Here is a 19,999-nt window from a genome sequence, read left to right on the forward strand (position 1 = left end):
TCTGGTAGCGTTGGCTTGGTGTGGGGGATTCCCGACTCAGTCATTCTTCCTTCTCGAGAATGACGGGGTAGTGATGTGTTCTGTCAGGTGGTGTTTGTCCGGTGTGGGAGATTCCCGACTCAGTCGTTCCTCCCTCTCGGGAATGACGAGTAGAGGGATTTGTTCTGTTTGGTAGGCTTGGTCGGTGTGGGATATTTCCAACTCGGTCGTTTCTCTTTCTTGGGAATAACGATTGAGGTATAAAAATTAATCTATTGTGTTGATTATAAAGGTGGTCAAACACACCTCAATCAAAACTACCGTCATCTCCTAAAGCGACGAAGGAGCGTAATAGGAGATCTGCTTTTGGGCTGCATCCAATAAAAAAGGTTGATGCTTTCACATCAACCTTATGGTTTTTATTCAAGCTTTATCAGCCAAGCTCAGTATCTTTCGGGCGTAACTGAAACTCATCAATAGAGCCAATTTCAACACCTGCCGATAGCTTCTCTTCCTCATTATGAGCATTACCGTGGGCATGCATAATCAGGCGATTCGCCGTACGAGGTTTAAGCTGACTCACAACAAAACGCATCATGTCTGAGCGAGTTAACCCTTTAAGGTCTTCTAATACGCGCTCTCTCTGGTTGAACTCAACATCCTTATTGCCTATCGCAACCCATAAGCGCTGAGCTCGTCCTCGTAAAGTCGTATCTGGTGTCGAAATCTGATTCCAGAGGCCGCGTTTACTGCTGTGCCATTGATAGTCGTTTAGCTCCAACAGCACCATGTAAAAGGCATTGAGGAACTCATCTATCGAGGCTAATAAGTCAGCAGGGGCAGCATTCGGTGATTGCACATACAACACAATACCGGGATGTCGGTTGAGCGGCATATTGCCGGTGCCGACCATGTAACCTAGCTGCTGCTTGGTTCGTATCTCATGGAAGAAAGTGGCCGACATCAAATGGTTTGCCAGTGAATACAGCGCGATGTTTTTAGGCGAAATATCAGGACATTGGTAATAAACCACGATCGCCGAATCATCTTGGTTACACACCACTTCACGTTGGAAGCTACCGTTTTCACCCAGCATGATGAGCGGACGCAGTGACTCTTCGTAAGCCTGATCTTGAACACGCAGTGCATCTTTTAGCGTTTCAGCCATCTTGTGTGCATCGGCTTTTTTCCAGTCGCCATACACAAACATCTCAACATGAAGTTCCGCCAAGATTGCTTGAACAAAAGAGGAGAGCTCATCGACCTCTATCGTTTCTAGCGCTTCAATTAACACGGAATAGGGCGGGTTATTTGGTTGAAGTATCCCAGTCATTGCATTAAACAGCTGCGAAATAGGGCGATCTTGCGACGCGTTGTTCCAGTTTCTGAGCAATTGATGCTTGATGGTTTCGAAGCGTGTTGGACTAAAGTCGCGTGCTTGGAAACGTTCAAGAATCATATTGAGCAGTTGTGGCTGCTTCTCGCTAAACCCAGACAGAGTGAGCGTTACACCGCCCTGATGGGTGTACATGTTGTAGCCCATTCCGGCGATTTCAGCCTGATACGTATCCTTTTCCAGCGAGTCTAAGAACATTTCTACACACAAGCGTGTTTTAACGATATTTCTTGGGCTAGCGACTGAGTGCGGGCTATCGATAGCCACATACACCACCCCTTTTGGCACTCGGAATTGATGGTCTTGCAGGTGCCATAGCTTAAAGCCATCGAGCTCTTCTAATAGTTGTGGGTACTTAGCGTCACCTTCGAGTTCAGTAGGGTCTAGATCGTAGCAAATAAATGGGTTTTTGCTTGGGAGTTCAAATTGCCAGCCGGGGTTAATGCATGTAAAGCATTGAATTTGTTCAGTGCTAAAAGGTGTGACCGAGTAGGGCGTAAAGTACCACTTCGCTTCCCTGTCATACTCGAATCCCTGAGCAACAATGGTCGCACGCATGTTGTCGACGGTTAAGTAAGGTAGCAAAGAACGCTGTAATTTGTCATCGAAATGCGACATTTTGTAATCGCCATACACCACATCTTGCTCTTGGTAGTGCTGCATGTTGATAACTAGATGGCTGACCACATCAAGCGGTCTTGCTGGCTCTTGAAAGCGGAAAGCAGACTCTAAAACGGCGCGTTTTTCTAGGTAGCGCCACTCCTCGATGCCTTGTTGCTCGACTAACTTGATGTACTGAAATATCGCTTGGATGATGTTATCGGTTTTGGTTAAACCTTCGATGGTCAATGAACAACTGACTGTGAAATCACGATAGTTGCTGCCACTTGCGCCGCCACCTGCTGAGAGAGAAGTAATCCAACCCTTCTCTTTCAACTGCATCATCAAACTGCCTTCGCCTTCGTAACCTAAAAGATGTGCAAAAAACGACAGTGGTTTAACGCCATAGTGCTCGTCCATGCTTGGCATCGGGAAGGTTAGTATGAGTTTACGCACTTCCTTTATCGGCTCAACGTGCACTTGAACGCCAGTGCTTAATTCGCCGACAATCGGTACTTCAACCTTCTTGCCTTGTAGGTTGTGATTGGTGATTGAGCTAAAGCGATCCTCAACCCAGCTTTGCATCTCATCTAATGCCTGATTGCCAGAAAGCGTCAGCGTCATTAAGTCAGCAGAGTATTGTTGCTGGTGGAAAGCCAAGATCTCTTGTCGAATCGTCTCGCCATTTCTGTCGCCCAACGTATCGATATTACCGACAGAAAACTTCGAGAATGGGTGATTGTGATTCACCAGCTCTTTGGTAACTTGGTACAAGCGTCGTGAGTCGTCGTTGAGTTTCATCTTGTATTCGGAATCAACGGCTTGGCGTTCTTTGTCTAACGCTTCTTCGTTGAACAGGGGAGCGGTAAAAAATTGGCTGAAGCGATCGAGTGCGTTTTCAAAGGCATTCAATTCAACATCAAAAAAGAAGCAGGTGTGCTCTGTTCCTGTCCAAGCATTGTTGCTGCCGCCATGCTGGCTGATAAAACTTTGGAACTCTCCGACCTTTGGATACTTTTCAGTTCCTAAAAATAGCATATGCTCTAAGTAGTGAGCTAAACCCTCTCGGTCTGTAGGGTCATCAAAATGCCCCACATTGACGGCTAATGCGGCTGCTGCTTTTTGAGCATTTTGATCCTGAACTAACAGTACACGTAACCCGTTATTTAAGGTTATGTAGCGGTATTGATGTTCATCATTTGGGCTTAAGTGCACAGGAGCATCTCCAGAGAAGGTGGTTTTTAAATTATGTACCCGATGATTCGGCGTGCAAACCTTGTGATCATATTTTGGGATATGAAGTGCTTTTTGGCGATTTCTAAATCACTTTTATCGATTTTTATCAGTAATTTATTTTCTTTTAACAAGATTGTTAAGAAAGTCGAACTCTTTGGCAAGTGACTTGATATAATTATTTATATTGACTGCGGTTTCTCTGGATTGAGAGCCAAACCTAAGTAGCGTTTCGCTGATATATGGGATATATCGACTTTCGACATGTTACGAAGACAGGATTGAACATGAAAATATTCATTATGCGCCACGGTGAAGCAGAACATTTTGCGAACTCGGATGCAGAACGAGCGTTGACCAAGCGCGGGAAAATGGCTTCTCTTGCAGTAGCACAAGCTGCAAATGAGCAGGGGATTAGTCAATTCGATAAAGTGCTGGTGAGCCCATATTTAAGGGCACAAGAAACGTGGTTAGAGATCTCTCAGGCGTTTTCTGGAAAGAAAGTTGAAACCTGTGATGATATTACGCCTTATGGAATGTCCGACGATGTGTTTGATTTGACCTTAGCAATGGCTGAAGTAGAAAAACTAGAGACCATTTTATTTGTTTCTCATTTACCTCTAGTGGGCTACCTAACGGCAGAGTTTGCAACAGGCATGGCGCCGCCTATGTTTCCCACTTCGGGCCTAGCGTGTATCGACTTCAACCTTGAGACACAAAAAGGTGAGTTGCTTTGGAACATCAATCCATAAGCTCGTTGAGCTCTGTTTGATGACAAAGTTGCAGATAATTAGAAAGGGCATCTCAATATGATTGGGATGCCCTTTGTTGTTTTTTGGTGAGAGAGAATTCGTTAACCAGAATTATTTCTCAGGAATCGATAACAGAACCAATAGTGCGCCATTGCCGCCAAACTCTAACGGCGCTTGGTGGAAAGCCATCACATCTGGGTGCTGTGCTAACCACAAAGGCACCTTCTGTTTAAGGATGTGTTTACCGATACCGTGCTGAACACAGGCACACGCCACGCTCTCTTTCACGCAGTGCGCAATCATCGCGCCAAGCTCACGTTTGGCTTCTTGTTGAGTCATACCATGCATATCGAGATACACGTCAGGAACATAGACACCACGACGTAGGCGCTTGACCTCATATTTAGAGACATCATCGCGCGCATAACGTGTCGGACCGTCTTCGCTAAGATGCGGAATGAACTCATCCGAGAAATAAAACTCGCTATCACTGGCTTGTCTTGCCGTTCGAGTAATTTCTTTTTGCTTGGCATTTCTTTTTGGCTGCTGGACTATGGTATCCTGTTGCAACTTTTTAACGCCCTTTACTGCATCGTTGAACAGGGCGAAATCGTCATCGAAGTCGGTGTCTTTTTTGCTCATCAGGTTATGAATTCTAATTAGAAACGTAATTAGCAGTATTGTAGCGCTTTTCGGAGACAATTTTGGATAAGATTTTTGTAGAAGAAGCGGTATCAGAACTACACACGCTTCAAGATGTGATTCGTTGGACTGTTAGCCGCTTTAACGCAGCTGGCCTATTTTATGGTCACGGCACTGATAACGCGTGGGATGAGGCAGTACAACTTATCTTACCTACTCTTTATCTGCCGATTGATGTTCCTTCGCATGTGATGAACTCTCGTCTAACGAGTAGCGAGCGTCTGCGTATTGTTGAGCGCGTAATCAAGCGTATTAATGATCGTACACCAACGGCTTACCTAACCAACAAAGCTTGGTTCTGTGGTCTTGAGTTCTTCGTTGATGAGCGCGTTCTTGTGCCTCGTTCTCCAATTGGTGAGCTGATCGAAGCTCAATTCCAACCTTGGTTAACTGAAGAGCCAACTCGCATCATGGATATGTGTACGGGTAGCGGTTGTATCGCTATTGCTTGTGCTCACGCATTCCCTGACGCTGAAGTAGATGCGATTGATATCTCTACAGACGCATTGCAAGTTGCAGAGCAGAACGTTCAAGATCACGGCATGGAGCAACAAGTGTTCCCAATCCGTTCAGATCTTTTCCGTGATTTGCCAAAAGAGAAATACAACCTGATCGTATCTAACCCACCTTACGTGGACGAAGAAGATATGAACAGCCTGCCTGATGAGTTTACTCACGAGCCAGAACTTGGCCTAGCTGCGGGTACAGACGGTCTGAAATTGGTTCGTCGCATCTTAGCTAACGCACCAGACTACCTAACTGACGATGGTATTCTTATCTGTGAAGTAGGTAACTCAATGGTTCATATGATGGATCAATACCCAGAGATTCCATTCACTTGGATTGAATTCTCTAACGGTGGTCATGGCGTATTCATGATCACTCGTGAGCAGCTTGTTGCTTGCGCTGATGAGTTCTCTATCTACAAAGACTAGGTTGCAGCTAATAAACGAATGATCCGGTCATCGGGCTGTAAGCTTAGAACCTGAAACTGAATAAGACGTTCGATTTGAAACGTTTTTATTTAAACGCCATGCAGCAATGCATGGCGTTTTTTATTGCCTAGATTAAAGATGTTTGCCTTTATATCGAAGAAGTTCAGCGCAATATTTAGTTGATTAATATGAGGGCTTATTACATATTGGTGTTTAATATTTAGTCGTTTTAGTGAGTTAAGGAGGATTCACGATGAGCTTTGATACATGGATTTATTATTTATTTGCGGTGCTGATCTTAACGGCATCACCAGGCCCGAGTTCTTTATTGTGCATGACCAAAGGTGTGCAATCTGGCTTTAAATTATCGATATTTACCGCCTTGGGCAGCTTAACAGCGATTACTGGCATTCTAACCTTATCGTTTACCGGACTAGGGGTAATTATTGCTTCGTCTGAAGTGGTATTTAATGTCATAAAATGGACTGGTGCAGCTTATCTGATCTTCCTCGGCTGGAAGTCACTGCGCTCTAGCCAACAAGATTATGACAACCTGTCGAATCAACAAGGCGGTGCTCAATCTGTTAAAGAAAGTGCTGTGCAACATTACCTAAGTGGCTTTATTGTTGGCGCGAGTAACCCCAAAGCTATCCTGTTTTTTACCGCACTTTTTCCTCAATTTATTGACCCATCGATCGCTCTGGTTCCCCAGTTTGCCGTGTTTGCTTTGACCTTCGCAGTCATGGAATTGTCTTGGTTACTGGTGTATGCCTACTTGGGTGCGAAGTCGTCAAATTGGTTGTTTGCGAAAGGTCGAGCTAGGGTCTTTAATCGTGTCACTGGAGGTGTCTTTATTGGGGCTGGTGCACTGCTTTCGACGACCAGTCGAGCATAACTTTCTGTTTTATCAGAGAGGTGAATGATTACAGAATATTCTTGGTGCTGTCATAAAAGGTTAATATTAATGTGCTTGCTGCTTTTGGCGAAAAGCCGATATATTGTAGTTACACCATCACGTTCTCAAGGAGAGACATATGCAGCATCAAGAAATGATTCAACACAGTAACTTTGGCGTAATCAGTCGTACTTGGATTTTCTCTACCCTTTCTCTAGTGGGTATTCTTGCTCTAATGTAGTCAGCTTCATGGCTCTATAGTTTTAGTTTTTATTATGAAATCACTTGTTAAAAAGTCTTCAAAGTCAGAACTCTTTCTCTTATAAATGTGGCTTTTCTCATCAGGCTAGCCACTTAACTTTTTCTTAGTCATCTTCTTCTAGCAAGCTTCCCCTAGTCATTTACTCCTAGTTGCCACTTTCTCGTTGTCACTCCTTGCCTTAAGTCACCACCTTCTTTCAGTGGACTGGTTTGTCACCTTATCTCTATAAACAAGCGTCATCGCACTTCTGAAGTTGTTACGAAACTGTGATAATCTTAAGTTATCTTTTATCTACAGTGTATCTCTCATGTCTGTCTGGGATTCTATTTCATTTAACAATCGATTTACTGCATTACCTCGATTGTTCTATACCCCAATTCAACCTACACCGCTAAATAATGTTCAATGGCTCGCATGGAACCATAAGCTTGCGGATGAACTAGGCTTTCCGCCATTTGATGATGCTTCACAGGAATTGCTTGAAACGTTATCTGGCAATGTTGAACCTGAGCAGTTTTCGCCTGTAGCAATGAAATACGCAGGCCACCAGTTTGGTTCTTATAACCCGGATTTAGGTGATGGAAGAGGGCTATTATTAGCTCAAGTTGTCGCGAAAAGTGGCGAAACGTTCGATTTACACCTCAAAGGTGCAGGTAAAACGCCTTATTCTCGTATGGGTGATGGACGCGCTGTTATTCGATCAACGGTTCGTGAGTACTTATGTAGCGAGGCGATGGCGGGGCTTAACATCCCAACCACACGTGCATTAGCCATGATGACCAGTGACACGCCAGTTTATCGTGAGAAGCAAGAGTGGGGGGCGCTACTGGTGCGTGCTGCAGAATCCCACATTCGATTTGGTCACTTTGAACATCTTTTTTATACAAATCAGTTGGCAGAACATAAATTACTGGCTGATAAAGTGATTGAATGGCACTTTCCGGAATGCCTTAATCAAGAGAAGCCTTACGCTGCCATGTTTAATGAGATTGTCGATCGCACTGCGGAAATGGTCGCGTTGTGGCAAGCGAATGGTTTTGCTCATGGTGTGATGAACACCGATAACATGTCGATCATCGGGCAAACTTTCGATTATGGTCCATTCGCATTTCTTGACGAATACGACTCTCGCTTGATCTGTAATCACTCGGATTACCAAGGTCGTTATGCTTTTAACCAACAGCCAAGAATAGGGCTTTGGAACCTGTCGGCACTGGCTCACTCACTTTCTCCGCTGGTGGATAAGGCCGACTTAGAGGCGGCTTTAGAGCAGTACGAACCACAAATGAACGGTTATTTCAGTCAGATGATGCGTCGTAAATTGGGGCTGCTTTCGAAACAAGACGGTGACAGTCGTTTGTTTGAATCTATGTTCGAGCTGATGTCGCAAAACAAAGTCGACTACCCAAGATTTTTTAGAACGTTGTCGAATTTGGATACCTTGCAGCCGCAAGAAGTGATTGATTTGGTTATCGACCGAGAGGCAGCAAAGCTGTGGGTAGATAACTACTTACAACGCTGTGAACTGGAAGAGAGCTCAGTGGCAGAGCGCTGCGAAAAGATGAGACAGGTAAACCCTAAATTCATCCTTAGAAACTACCTAGCTCAGTTAGCTATCGACAAAGCAGAGCGCGGTGATAGCAGCGATATTGACGCTTTGATGGTGGTACTGGCTGACCCTTATGCGGAACACCCGGATTATGAATACCTTGCGGCTCTACCTCCTGAGTGGGGTAAAGCCATGGAGATCAGCTGCTCTTCATAACCAACCAATAGCGGATTAAGCCCTAAAGATTCAGGTAGAGGTCACTAAGTTGTGATCTTTATCTGTTTGTTCTTCTAACTTTACAAACATGTCAATAATCAAACAATCGGCCAGCCTATACACTATGTGAATAAGTTGTAAATTTAATAGGTTTGGGCGATGCCAACAAATACTCGAATTCTCGTGGTGGATGATGATCAAGAAATCCGCGAGCTGCTGGAAGAGTACCTCACAAAATCGGGTTTCGATGTCTCTTCTGTGGGAGATGGTATTGAACTAGAAGCTCATCTGCAAAACCAAGGTTATCCAGATCTGATTCTGCTGGATGTGATGCTACCCGGTGACGATGGTTTTACCCTGTGTCAACGCGTCCGTAAGCAATCGAATGTGCCTATCATCATGCTTACTGCCGTATCGGATGAAACCGACCAGATTATCGGCTTAGAAATTGGTGCTGATGATTACATTGCCAAGCCGTTTAGCCCTCGTCAGTTAATGGCTCGTATCAAAGCGTTGTTGCGCCGCGTTCAAGTGGTGGATGACAAGCCAAGTGATGCATTGCCAAAGCAGATTATTTTTGGGGACTGGACGCTTGATACATTAGCGCATCGAATTTCCCACAATGAACACTCAGAAGAGATGGATTTGTCGGGCAGTGATTTTTCTCTGTTGATGTTGTTCTTAACTCGTCCTAACGAAGTTCTCGACCGTGACACCATCTCTTTCGCTACCAGAGGCCGTGAAGCGTTGCCTTTTGAGCGAGGCATTGATGTGCAGCTTAGTCGCCTGAGAAGCCGATTGGGCGACAGTGGCAAGTATCCTCACTACATCAAAACCATGCGCGGCAATGGCTATATCCTCGCTGTGCCTGTTCAGTATGAACACTGATAATCAAGTGCTGTTAATGAACGCCTTGCCAATGAAGTACTTCCTATGAACTGGATGAGTCGATTAAAACCCAATTCCTTGGTCGCAAGAACATTGCTACTGACCTTGTTAGCCGTGGTGATTGCTCAGGGTATCGCAACGTCTATTTGGTATAGCGAATCCAAACACAAAGAGTTGGAAGGGATTCGTTCTGCCTCCGAAAGCATGGCCAATATGTTTGCCTCGACGGTGACTTTCTTTCAGTCTCTACCCGTCAAATATCGTCATATCGTATTAGATCAGATCCGCAATATGGGCGGTACGCGCTTCTTTGTTTCTTTCAATAAAGAGGCTTTGATTGTCGAACCGATCCCTGATACCCGTTTAAAAACCGCTTCGATTGAAGCGATAGAAAGTGTTTTGAGTAACAAGCTCAATAAAGTGGAATCAGTTCGTGTAGATTTCTCTCGCCCTGAACATCTTCGTTTGCTTAAAAATGACATATATTTAAGCGATCTCCCGCGATCGTGGGCACATCATACTTTAACGTTAGAACCTCTTAATCCACCTATTTTGGTTGTTCAGATAGAGCTAGCCAGTCACGAATGGGTGTATATTGCCGCACTGTTACCAGCTCCCTATGTAAAACTTGATGACACCATTCTTGGTCGTGAACAGGTGATCTTTTTACTCTCTTCAACGCTGATTCTATTGGTGTTGACCTACTTAATGATTCGCCGCCAAGTTCGCCCGCTTAAAAAGCTAGCAAGGGCAGCCAACGAAATGAGCATGGATATTCAGCAGCCTCCACTTAACGAAGAAGGGGCAACGGAACTGGTCACCGCAACCCGAGCATTCAACCGCATGCAGCAGCGGATTCGCCGTTATGTTGCCGACCGTGAGCACCTTTTTTCGGCAATTTCCCATGACTTAAAGACACCAATAACGCGGCTTAGATTGCGTGCAGAGTTGTTGGAGAGTGAAGTAAAGAAAGACAAATTCAACAAAGATCTCGATGAGCTTGAGATGATGGTTAAAGGTGCTTTGCAAGCGGTAAGAGACACCGATCTACACGAGAACAATGCCATTATTGACCTCAACGAAATGGTGCTTGCTGTGATTGAATCGCATAATCAGTATCAGACAAAGGTTGAGTTCGAGCCGGTCGTCATTGAGCCATTGGTCGCTAAACCATTGGCGATAAAGCGTGTACTCACCAACTTAATCGACAACGCGGTTAAGTATGGTTCCTCAGCAGTTGTTGAAATCAGCGGTGATGATCTTTGGGTGGTCGTGACCATTCAAGACCGTGGTCTCGGTATTCCAGAAGACAAGCTAGAGTTAGTTTTTGAACCTTACTTTAGGTTAGCAACGGATGATCAAGGACACGGTCTTGGCCTCGGGATCTGCCGAAATATCCTGCATGGGCACGGCGGAGATCTCATTATTCGCAACTCCTCTCAAGGTGGCTTAGAAGCCAAAGTCTATATCCCAACAGGCCTAGAAGTGTAATGTAACAATTATGTTACATAGGGCTTACCTTTTGTTTCAATCCTAAAAATCAAAATAAGTAGACTCTTTATTGAACCGGACGTCGAGTCCGCTAAAACATGGAAGATAATAATGAAAATCAATAAAACCCTACTTACTCTATCTCTTCTTGCTGCCTCAACATTTTCTCAAGCTGGTGAAGTGGAAGTGCTTCACTGGTGGACTGCCGGTGGCGAAGCGAAATCCGCAGCTGTACTGAAAGAGATGATTGAAGAACAAGGCCATACTTGGAAAGATTTCGCTGTTGCTGGTGGCGGCGGTGAAAGTGCGATGACTGTTTTGAAAACTCGAGCAGTGTCGGGCAATCCTCCATCTGCCGCGCAGATCAAAGGTCATGATATTCAAGAGTGGGGTGGTTTAGGTTTTCTAACGTCTCTCGATGCAACCGCGAAACAAGAACAGTGGGATGAACTACTGCCAGAAGTTGTCACTAAAGTGATGAAGTGGGACGGTGAATATGTAGCGGTTCCTGTCAACGTTCACCGTGTTAACTGGCTTTGGGCTAACCCTGTTGTTTTAGACAAATCAGGCGTTACAGTTCCAACCACATTAGATGAGTTCTTCGTGGCGGCAGACAAGATCAAAGCGGCTGGTTTTATTCCTCTGGCTCACGGTGGCCAACCTTGGCAAGACGCGACTGTCTTTGAAGCGGTAGCACTTGATGTACTAGGCAGTGAAGATTACAACAAAGCGTTCGTTGATCTTGATATGGACGTGTTATCTGGTGACAAAATGGTGGAAGTGTTCACTAAGTTCAAAAAGATGCGTGACTACATCGACAGCAACTCGCCAGGTCGTGATTGGAACGTCGCAACTTCAATGGTTATCAATGGTGAAGCGGCAATGCAAATCATGGGTGACTGGGCGAAAGGTGAGTTTACTGCAGCAGGCAAAGTGCCGGGTAAAGACTACATCTGTGCACCAGCTCCGGGTACTGATGGCCAATTCACTTTCAACATCGATAGCTTTGCGTTCTTTGAACTAAGTGACAAAGAGAACCAAAAAGCGCAACAAGACCTAGCAAAAACCATTCTTACTAAAGATTTCCAAGAAGTCTTTAACCTAAACAAAGGTTCTATCCCTGTACGTCTCGATATGGATATGTCTAAGTTCGACCAATGTGCGTTGGACTCTATGGCAACCTTCAAAGCGAGTGCGGAATCTGGCGACCTTGTTCCGAGTATGGCTCACGGCCTAGCGACGACAAGTTACGCGCAAGGCGCAATTTACGACGTGGTAACCAACTTCTTCAACGAGAAAGATGCCGATCCTAAACAAGCGGCAGCTAAGTTAGCAAAAGCAGTGAAAGCGGCTATCTAATCTAACTTGATAAGTGACACACAACGCACGTGAGTGACGGATTGTGTTGCTTTATCGAACCCCCAGGGTGGGTAGGCTCGTAGGGAGCCTATCTACTCTTCACTCCCAATTCTGATATGCGTGATGCTGATGTGGTGCCAAAAGGTAAGCCATCGGCTCGATTGTGCAACAAGGATAAGTTATGGAGCATGTTTTGACTGAGTCGACTCCAAAACCCACAAGGAGCCAGCCTGCACCGAAACCAAGTTTTGCTGACAGGTTGCAACATTGGTTACCTAAAATTGTACTGGCGCCGACCGCGTTAGTAACCGTGGTCTGTATCTACGGCTACATTTTTTGGACGGCAGCGCTGTCGTTCACCAACTCTCGATTTCTGCCGAGCTTTAACTTCGTTGGTTTAACCCAATATGAAAAGCTGATGGATAACGATCGTTGGATCACCTCTATCACCAACCTCGGTGTGTTTGGTTTTCTGTTCATGGCAATTGCTATCTTGCTAGGTGTTGGTTTAGCGGTATTGCTTGACCAGAATATCCGCCAAGAAGGGGCGATTCGAACTATCTATCTCTACCCAATGGCGTTGTCATTTATCGTGACAGGTACGGCGTGGAAATGGATTCTTAATCCGGGTCTTGGCATTGAAAAGCTGATGCAAGATTGGGGATTTACTGACTTCAAATTTGATTGGTTGGTTGACTCTGAAATGTCGGTCTATACCTTGGTTATCGCGGCACTTTGGCAGTCTTCAGGCTTTGTGATGGCGATGTTCTTAGCGGGTCTTCGCGGCATCGATTCATCAATTATCAAAGCGGCACAAATTGATGGGGCAAGCTTACCTACTATTTATCTCAAAATCATTCTGCCTTGCTTGCGCCCAGTGGTTTTCAGTGCGGTGATTATCACCTCACACATTGCGATTAAGAGCTTCGACCTTGTGACCGCAATGACGGCGGGTGGTCCGGGCTATTCATCGGATCTTCCTGCGCTCTTCATGTATGCGCACTCCTTTACTCGTGGACAAATCGGCCTTGGTGCTGCCAGTGCCATGATGATGCTTGCTGGTATCTTAGCGATTCTCGTGCCTTATCTTTACTCTGAACTTAGGGAGAAAAAGTCATGATGAATAACGTCAACTTTGCTCGAATCTTTATCTATTCAGCACTGCTTTTCTTCTGTTTAGTGTATCTAATGCCATTGTTCGTAATGGCGCTGACGTCATTCAAAACTCTGCCAGACATCAAGGCGGGTAATTTAATGAGCTTGCCTAAAGAGTGGGTGTTTGATGCTTGGTATAAAGCGTGGGACACCGCTTGTACGGGCGTGAAATGTGAAGGTATCAAAGGCTACTTCTGGAACTCATTCCAAATGGTGATTCCTGCGGTTGCGATTTCAACACTGCTCGGTGCATTCAATGGCTATGTGGTGACGAAATGGCAATTCAGAGGTTCAAACCTGTTCTTTAGTTTGTTGTTATTTGGCTGCTTTATTCCGTTCCAAGTGGTGCTACTACCAATGGCAACAATGCTCGGCAAGATGGGTTTAGCGAACACTACGATTGGCTTGGTGATTGTCCACGTTATCTACGGCATGGCGTTTACGACACTGTTTTTCCGTAACTTCTATATCTCGATTCCTGATGAATTAATCAAGGCGGCAAAGCTCGATGGTGCAGGCTTCTTTACCATCTTCTTCAAGATCTTATTACCGATCTCAACGCCAATCATCATGGTGACGGTGATCTGGCAGTTCACCGCTATCTGGAATGATTTCTTGTTTGGGGTGGTTTACTCCGGCTCAGAAACTCAGCCGATCACCGTGGCATTAAACAACTTGGTGAACACCAGTACAGGCGTTAAAGAATACAACGTCGACATGGCTGCCGCGATCATCGCCGCACTGCCAACGCTGTTGGTGTATGTCTTCGCAGGAAAATATTTTGTTCGTGGCCTAACGGCAGGATCAGTAAAAGGATAATTACCCATGGCAACATTAGATTTAAAACAGATCCGTAAAACCTATCGCAACGCGGACAACGAAACGTTAAAGGGCATCGACATCAGTATCGATTCGGGGGAATTTTTGATACTTGTCGGCCCTTCGGGGTGTGGGAAATCGACCTTAATGAACACCATTGCTGGGCTCGAAAATATTAGCTCGGGTGAGATTGTGATTGATGGTGTAGATGTGGCGCAGGTTGAACCTAAAGACCGCGACATTGCGATGGTATTCCAATCCTACGCGCTTTACCCAAACATGACGGTACGCGGCAATATCGCTTTCGGTTTGAAGATTCGCAAGATGCCTCAGGACGAGATCGATGCTGAAGTAAATCGAGTGGCAGAAATGCTGCAAATTGAACAGTTGCTGGATCGTAAGCCATCGCAGCTTTCTGGTGGTCAGCGTCAACGTGTCGCGATGGGACGCGCTCTAGCTCGTCGTCCTAAGCTGTATCTGTTTGATGAGCCGCTTTCGAACTTGGATGCCAAGTTACGTGTTGAGATGCGTCATCAGATTAAGCGCTTGCACCAGAAGCTGAATACCACGATCGTTTATGTAACCCATGATCAGATCGAGGCAATGACACTGGCGGATCGCATCGCAGTAATGAAAGATGGTGAACTGCAGCAGCTCGGTACACCGCAAGAGATCTACACCAAACCCAACAATATGTTTGTGGCTGGCTTTATGGGGTCACCGTCAATGAACTTCATTAAAACCATGGTGGACTTGGATGAGGAACAGAATCCGATTATTAAAGTGGTTGGTACCGCAGATCAAGAACACCATATTCGTTTGCCACAAAGTATGCGTGACCAAGATGGCAAAGAGTTGGTGATTGGGCTGCGTCCAGAACACATTACTGAACAGGAAGGCGATGATGTTTCTGCCTCGACAAAGCTGGACTTACAGCTGGAGGTATTGGAACCGACAGGGCCAGATACTATCGCGATGGTCAAAGTGAATGACCAAGAAGTCGCGTGTCGCTTGTCACCGGAGTTTGAGGTGTCGGTTGGGCAAATGGCACCGCTGCATTTTGACCTATCCAAAGCCGTATTCTTCGATGCTCAGACGGAAGCGAGAATCGATTTCTAAGTGTTACTAGCAAGTTAGTTTCACCAAACACCTCATCGTTTGATGGGGTGTTTTTGTATCAAGACAGGTTAATTGTCACATTAATGATAAAAAACTCAGTAGAGTCTATGCTTGATGGGAGATTAATTTTTATAAAAAGGATGTCTGCAATGAGAGTCCAATTACTCGTAGGAGCAATGTCACTTGCTCTTCTTTCCTCTCCTGTATCTGCTGTTGTTAATCATGATTTGAGAGACAGTTATATTGTCGTTTTAAAACAGAGTGTATCGGAATCACGGGCGAACGATATCGCGCGCGAAGTTGCCAATGGGCGTGGTGTAGTTGGTCATCAATATAGCCATGCCTTGAAAGGGTTTTCTGTTAAGGTCCCAGAGCAAGCTCTCAAAGGTCTTAAAAATAGGTTCCCCGAGATTGATTACATTGAGCCTGATATCGTCATGCATGCTTTACCGCGAGGAGGTAAACCTAATCGAGGCGGAGGTGGAGATAGTGTTGAGCGAGCTGTTCAGCAGGTTCCTTGGGGTGTAACCAGAGTCAACGGTGGTACTGTTGATATGAGTAATTCCTCATCTGTTGCGTGGGTTATAGACTCGGGTATTGACAGTAATCACCCAGATTTAAATGTAAACAAATCTCGAGGGGCAAACTTTACTCGCGGTAAGAAAAACAATACTAGCGATGGTAATGGTCACGGCACGCATGTAGCAGGAACGATTGGTGCGTGTGATGACGGTTTTGATGTCGTTGGTGTTGCTCCTGGTGTACAGGTAATTCCAGTACGGGTGTTAGATAATAGCGGCAGTGGTTCAATGTCGGGCGTGATTGCAGGAGTTGATCATGTTGCTCGTTATGGTGACTCTGGTGACTGTGCCAATATGAGTTTGGGAGGAGCTGGATATTCAGCCGCCTTGGATGGCGCGATTAAAACGGCCGCTGCTCAAGGGATATTTTTCTCAATCGCAGCGGGTAATTCAGGGCAGGATGCCAGTGGGTTTACGCCAGCGAGTACCAACGGCACGAATATATTTACTATTTCCGCATTTGGCGAATCTAACGATAATTTCGCTTACTTTTCCAATTATGGCTCTGATGTAGATTACGCTCAACCTGGAGTCGATGTGTTATCGACCAAAACGGGCGGAGGAACGGTTTCTTATAATGGTACCTCAATGGCGGCTCCTCACTTCTGTGGAGTACTGTTAGCCACCGGAGGCTCATTTTCTTTGGACGGGGATGTGAATAATGATCCCGACGGATCTCCTGACCCTATTGCAGTGAGTAATTAACTTGTTTGATAGTTTAAGTAGGTGTAACAAATGCCGTTGTAGGCAATAAAAAGCGACCTAATGGGTCGTTTTTTATTGTGAATAATCATCGAGTAGACAGTTAATTATCATCAAAGCTGATATTTAGTGTGATGTGGCTATATAAAGCTGACGTAGAAACGCGTAGGATCGACTTAACTTTAGACCAAATACTAGGTTGCACTTTGGTGCATAAACAGAAGAATACATGAAACTAACAGCAAAACCCTCAGCTAGTAACGCTTTACTTATTTCTATTACGACACCGGACTTCAAAGGTGACGAAGCAAAAGAGTCTCTTGCCGAACTTGCTCGCTTAGTAACAACCCTAGGGTTTAAAGTGGTTGGTACTCAATCGCAGCACCACAGCTCAGCTCAACGACAAAACGTGTTGGGTGCAGGTAAGCTTGCGGAAATTGCTCATCTAACCGGTTACCAAGGTTCGATTGAAGAAGCAGAAGATGAAGACTTCCTTGATGAATCAGGTCTATTTGATTCAGAAATCGACGAGCTAGATTTTGATGATCTTCCAACGGGCAATTTCCAATACGGCGCCGCTGATGTTGTGGTCTTTGACTGTGATTTAAGCCCATCTCAACTGCGTACTGTTGAGGCGAGTTTGGGTGTGGAAGTATTTGACCGTACTGGCATCATCATCGAAATCTTCAGCCGTCACGCTCGTACTCGTACTGCTCGCCTGCAAGTTGATATCGCTCGTCTAAACTACTTAGTGCCACGACTTCGTGAAACGGCTGAGGGTGATAAAGAGCGTCAAATGGGTCAGGGCGCCGGTGAAACTTCACTAGAGCTAGACCGTCGTAACGTACGTGACCAAATTGCTGCGCTTAAGCGTGAACTAGTAAGCGTACAAGATGAAATGAAGACCCGACGCACAAGGCGCGCGGAGCTTTTCACTGTTGCTTTAGTGGGCTACACCAATGCCGGTAAATCTTCGATGATGCGTGCAATGACCGCAACCGAAGTGGTGGGTGAAGATAAACTGTTCGCAACGCTAGACACTACGGTTCGTGCGCTTCAGCCAATCACTCAACCGCGTATTCTGGTTTCGGATACTGTGGGTTTCATCAAGAAACTGCCACACGATCTGGTTGCTTCATTCCACTCAACGCTAGCAGAAGCGCATGATGCTTCATTACTGCTTTATGTGGTTGATGCTTCTGATGTTTCATTCCGCGCACAGCTTGATGTGGTACACGAAGTATTAGCGCAAGTGGGCGTTGAAGGCAGCGAAAAACTATTAGTGCTGAATAAGTGCGATAGATTGACTGAAGAGCAGCAATTAGAGCTGATCGAAGAATTCCCAGATGCGATGCTAACGTCAACTCGTGATCCTCTGGATATCACGAAACTGCACAAGTACATTGTTGGTGTTGCTGAAGAAGGCATGATCGAAGAAGAGATCACGATTCCTTATTCTGGCCAAGGCATCATCGGTGAGATTCGCTCAAACATGAGTGTGGTAAAAGAAGAATACGATTACGAGTGTATTAAGTTGACCGTTCGCTCTAGTGAAATTGACTTAGCTCGACTGAAAAAGCGTATGCAGAAGTCTTAATCTTTTAGCTAGCTTAAGAATAATGACCAAAAGAAAAGCGACTTGATAAGGTCGCTTTTTTTATTCGCTGAGTTAATTAACTCTGTATTGAAATGACTATGCCATTCTTTGAGTCGGTTTCCAACGTGCTAGCTCTGGATCAAGCTTGATACCTTGTGAGGTCAGCAAGTTAACACGAGCCAAGTACGCCGCACCGTGCATTAGGTGTTTTGCTAGGTCGACTGCATTACGCTGCTGGTAATCATCTAGGTAGCTGTCTTTCGCCCATGCGTTGAATGCGCCAAGTGCAGGGCCTGCCCATACTTGGTAATCCATTTCACGACCTTGTTCACCTGTGTTTGACCAACGGCTAGAAAGCCCCAAGTACCAACGGAAGATCAACGCCATTTTGCGTTTTGGATTGCCTTCAGCACGTTCGATCTGTTTAGGGTCACGCTCGTTAAAGTGAGCCACAGTACCCGCCCAAATATCATCCAGTGTTGAACGGAATACCTGTTTCTCAAGCTTTTGACGTTCTTCAACTGGAATCGCTTCAATTGAGTCGTAGCGTGTGTAGATCTCGTAAAGCTTGTTTGCACGCATTGGGAACAAAGTACCGCGCTTAACCACTTGCAGCTTCACACCCATCTCGAACATGTCTGCCGCCGGAGCCATAGTCACGTCAGCCATTTCAGTTGTCGAAAGCAGCTTACGTGTGTGTTCGCTCGCGCCAGCTTCAACACAGGCTTGGTTAATCGAACCAGTAACAATGTATGCTGCGCCCATGTTAAACGTTGCTAGAGCTGCGTCAGGCGTGCCGACGCCACCACCACATCCAACACGCAGCGGTGTTTTGAATTGGTACTGAGCTTGGATCTGTTCTTTCAACGCAAGAATCGTTGGCAATAGGGTAACCAGAGGGCGGTTATCGGTGTGGCCACCAGAATCCGCTTCTGCAGTAATGTCATCCGCCATTGGAACCAACTGTGCTAGCTCCATCTGTTCTGCTGTGATTCGACCTTCATCAACCAAAGCTTGTAGCATTTTCACCGGAGCAGGTTGCATGAATTTACTTGCGACTTCAGTACGGCTTACTTTAGCAATAACCTTGTTGCCAATCTGAATCTCACCTTGTGCATCGCGGCTAAGGCCCGCTGCACGGTAGTGAACGATTTGCGGTGTTAGACCTAAGAAAGCAGAAGCCTCAACCGTTTTTACTTTATGCTTCAAAAACAGCTCAACACTGCCGCGCTCTAGTGCGGGTTCGCTTGGGCTGTGAATCAGGTTAAACGCGTAAGGACCGTTTGGCAGTGCTGCTTGAATGCGGTTAATCGCTTGCTCAACACGAGACGGGATTAAACCCGCCGCGCCAAATGAACAAAGAATGCCAGCTTGGCCAAGCGCAATCACCAACTCTTCAGATGAAATGCCATTTGCCATTGCGCCAGCGTAGTAAGCGTATTTCACGCCGTGGCAGCGACGAAAATCTTCGTCGCCTAGGCTTTGTGTACCAAGAGCGGGAGCAAAGGCGCTAACAGGCTGGCTGTTCGCAGAGCTTGCTGAATCGCCCGATGCAATCTCAGCTTGTTGGCTTACGCCTAGGCCTTTCTCTGGGTGGTTCACTACGTAACAAGCAAGGCTTAAATCTTTCAAAATTGTCGACATTGCAGCGCTATCGAAACGCGTTGTGTTCTCTTCGATCTGCCAAGGCCACGGAGATAGCTTTTCGTTATTGATTGTAGTTTGAGTTGTCATACTAAATTCTTTCCTAGTTCTCTGTCTCTGTCACT

The 19,999-nt window shown here is 45.6% G+C and carries 15 protein-coding genes; 12 read left to right on the forward strand and 3 right to left on the reverse strand.

Features of this window, described 5'->3' with window-relative positions; genetic code table 11:
• Positions 1–412: 412 nt before the first annotated feature.
• Complete coding sequence (locus IQQ51_RS17735; protein WP_193841688.1) at positions 413–3,190, reverse strand: insulinase family protein; 2,778 nt, start codon at positions 3,188–3,190, stop codon at positions 413–415.
• Between the two features lie 305 nt (positions 3,191–3,495).
• Here IQQ51_RS17735 and sixA point away from each other — a divergent pair, with 305 nt between their 5' ends.
• A complete protein-coding gene (gene sixA, locus IQQ51_RS17740; protein WP_017064097.1) occupies positions 3,496–3,960 on the forward strand; it encodes a phosphohistidine phosphatase SixA in 465 nt (154 codons plus the stop codon).
• Positions 3,961–4,071: 111 nt separating this feature from the next.
• On the opposite strand, the gene smrB is transcribed toward sixA, so the two are convergent.
• Positions 4,072–4,602: an endonuclease SmrB gene (smrB, locus tag IQQ51_RS17745; RefSeq protein ID WP_017633130.1), complete on the reverse strand. Its 531-nt coding sequence runs from the start codon at positions 4,600–4,602 to the stop codon at positions 4,072–4,074.
• Positions 4,603–4,664: 62 nt separating this feature from the next.
• On the opposite strand from smrB, the gene prmB reads away from it, so the two are divergent.
• The 11 genes from prmB (at position 4,665) to hflX (ending at position 18,230) form a co-directional block, all read left to right on the forward strand.
• A complete protein-coding gene (gene prmB / locus IQQ51_RS17750; protein ID WP_017060640.1) occupies positions 4,665–5,597 on the forward strand; it encodes a 50S ribosomal protein L3 N(5)-glutamine methyltransferase in 933 nt (310 codons plus the stop codon).
• A 253-nt stretch (positions 5,598–5,850) separates the two neighbouring features.
• Positions 5,851–6,492, forward strand: coding sequence for a LysE family translocator (locus tag IQQ51_RS17755; protein WP_193841689.1), 642 nt, complete (start codon positions 5,851–5,853; stop codon positions 6,490–6,492).
• A 569-nt stretch (positions 6,493–7,061) separates the two neighbouring features.
• Complete coding sequence (locus tag IQQ51_RS17760) at positions 7,062–8,519, forward strand: protein adenylyltransferase SelO (protein WP_193841690.1); 1,458 nt, start codon at positions 7,062–7,064, stop codon at positions 8,517–8,519.
• 159 nt (positions 8,520–8,678) lie between these two features.
• On the forward strand, positions 8,679–9,407 hold the full coding sequence (locus IQQ51_RS17765) for a response regulator (protein WP_050621072.1): 729 nt from the start codon (positions 8,679–8,681) through the stop codon (positions 9,405–9,407).
• A gap of 45 nt (positions 9,408–9,452) precedes the next feature.
• Positions 9,453–10,898: an ATP-binding protein gene (locus IQQ51_RS17770; protein WP_193841691.1), complete on the forward strand. Its 1,446-nt coding sequence runs from the start codon at positions 9,453–9,455 to the stop codon at positions 10,896–10,898.
• Positions 10,899–11,009: 111 nt separating this feature from the next.
• Positions 11,010–12,257, forward strand: coding sequence for an ABC transporter substrate-binding protein (locus IQQ51_RS17775; protein WP_193841692.1), 1,248 nt, complete (start codon positions 11,010–11,012; stop codon positions 12,255–12,257).
• A 181-nt stretch (positions 12,258–12,438) separates the two neighbouring features.
• Positions 12,439–13,377 carry a carbohydrate ABC transporter permease gene (locus IQQ51_RS17780; RefSeq protein WP_009848503.1) on the forward strand — a complete coding sequence of 313 codons (939 nt, stop codon included), beginning with the start codon at positions 12,439–12,441 and terminating at the stop codon, positions 13,375–13,377.
• A complete protein-coding gene (locus IQQ51_RS17785; protein ID WP_050052727.1) occupies positions 13,374–14,231 on the forward strand; it encodes a carbohydrate ABC transporter permease in 858 nt (285 codons plus the stop codon). The genes IQQ51_RS17780 and IQQ51_RS17785 overlap by 4 nt, the downstream gene beginning before the upstream one ends.
• A 6-nt stretch (positions 14,232–14,237) precedes the next feature.
• Positions 14,238–15,350 carry an ABC transporter ATP-binding protein gene (locus IQQ51_RS17790; RefSeq protein ID WP_017056923.1) on the forward strand — a complete coding sequence of 371 codons (1,113 nt, stop codon included), beginning with the start codon at positions 14,238–14,240 and terminating at the stop codon, positions 15,348–15,350.
• A gap of 140 nt (positions 15,351–15,490) precedes the next feature.
• Positions 15,491–16,636: a S8 family serine peptidase gene (locus IQQ51_RS17795; RefSeq protein ID WP_193841714.1), complete on the forward strand. Its 1,146-nt coding sequence runs from the start codon at positions 15,491–15,493 to the stop codon at positions 16,634–16,636.
• Positions 16,637–16,862: 226 nt separating this feature from the next.
• Positions 16,863–18,230 (forward strand): GTPase HflX, encoded by a 1,368-nt coding sequence (hflX, locus tag IQQ51_RS17800; protein WP_193841693.1) that lies wholly within the window; start codon positions 16,863–16,865, stop codon positions 18,228–18,230.
• A 96-nt stretch (positions 18,231–18,326) separates the two neighbouring features.
• On the opposite strand, the gene pfaD is transcribed toward hflX, so the two are convergent.
• Positions 18,327–19,964 (reverse strand): eicosapentaenoate synthase subunit PfaD, encoded by a 1,638-nt coding sequence (gene pfaD, locus IQQ51_RS17805; RefSeq protein ID WP_123311352.1) that lies wholly within the window; start codon positions 19,962–19,964, stop codon positions 18,327–18,329.
• Between the last annotated feature and the right edge of the window lie 35 nt (positions 19,965–19,999).

This window comes from Vibrio sp. OPT18 (genome assembly GCF_015163615.1).
Lineage (GTDB): Bacteria > Pseudomonadota > Gammaproteobacteria > Enterobacterales > Vibrionaceae > Vibrio > Vibrio coralliirubri.